The sequence below is a fragment of the Nostoc sp. genome (assembly GCF_036917455.1).
Taxonomy (GTDB): Bacteria; Cyanobacteriota; Cyanobacteriia; order Cyanobacteriales; family Nostocaceae; genus Nostoc.
Window position 1 is genome coordinate 1 of record NZ_JBALDK010000109.1, and the last position, 1,475, is coordinate 1,475.

The 1,475-nt window shown below is 44.9% G+C and carries 1 protein-coding gene; it reads right to left on the reverse strand.

From position 1 onward, the window contains the following. Positions 1 to 1,475 (reverse strand): ribonucleoside-diphosphate reductase subunit alpha (locus tag V7K42_RS12105; protein WP_334916436.1); only part of this gene is annotated, 1,475 nt, incomplete at both ends.

Here is a 1,475-nt window from a genome sequence, read left to right on the forward strand (position 1 = left end):
GCGATCGCCTGCACCACTTTTTTCTGATCAAATGTCTTATTTTCGACATAAAACCATAAATTATCCCGAATGTAAGGCGGTGCGATGGGTACTGAACCCTTTGCCCACTTTTCATAAAAGAATTTGCTGTAAACGGGTAAAACACTGGCTGTACAACCCTGAACTAAAGATGAAGAAGTATTGGGTGCGATCGCTGTAATATGTGAATTGCGAATACCATGTTGTTTGATATCCTGACTCAATTTTGCGAAGCGTTCTGGAAGACTAGCGTGTTGCAAAAACCATTGCACAGGTTTTGCTCCGATTAAATGTCCCTTGCTCCATTCACTACCCGCAAAAGCAGGATACGCACCTCGTTCCTGAGCCAGTTGCATTGATGCTGCGGTGCAATAGTAACCGATGTCTTCAAATAAATCGCTGATTTCCTGAAGATGGGTGTAGGTGAGATGATGTTTTGCTAACCAATCGGCTAATCCCATACAGCCCACTCCAATTGTGCGATATTTGGCGTTGTGGGTGGCACTAGCAGTAAAGGGTGGTGAGGTGAGTTCAATGGTGTTATCTAATATACGTACTGAAATCTGACAAATCTCTGCTCGCTGCTCATCCTCAAGATTTGCGAGATTAATACTTACGAGATTACACGTATGTGCTTCTTCACCCGGTTTCACATTTGACCACGATTCTTGGCACAAATTCCCACCTGGAATATAGCCTTCATGCTGATTGGGATTAGCTCGGTTCGCGGTATCTTTAAACCACAGGTAAGGCATCCCGGTTTCTAATTGGGTTCGCATCACCTGTTTGAGTAAAAGACGAGCATTCACCCGTTTGTAAAGTGTAATCTCACTTTCTAAACTGGCTTCGATTTGAAGATAAGCCTTTTCAAATGCTTCACCCCAAACTTTTGCCAATTCAATGCCTAAACGAGTTCGCACCTCATAAGGATCAACTAATGTCCATTCTTCATCTGCTGCTACTCGCCGCATGAATTCATCACTGACAACCAGTTGCGGGAACACGTCATAAGCTTTGCGTCGCCCGTCCCCATTCTCGGTTTGCATTTCCAAAAATTCGGGCAAGTCCAAATGCCAAACATCCAGACTGACGGTGACAGCACCTGCTCTGCGTCCACCTTGATTAACTGCTACTGCTGTATCATTCAACAACTTAATCCAGGGAACGACTCCACCAGAGGCATTCTTCTTCCCCATCACCCAACTGCCCGTTGCACGAATGCGAGACAGATTTACGCCTACACCGCCACCATTTTTGGAAATCCGAGCCGCATCATGAATACCATCAAAAATGCTTTCTAAATTGTCGTCCATCGCCGTAATGAAACAACTGGCTAGCGAACCATTAGGAATCCGCAAGTTCGCTAAAATGGGAGTTGCTAAGGATATTTGACGACGGGCGATCGCTTCATAAAATTGCTTTGCCCAGGTTAATCGATTCTTTGGTGTTTCCACGGA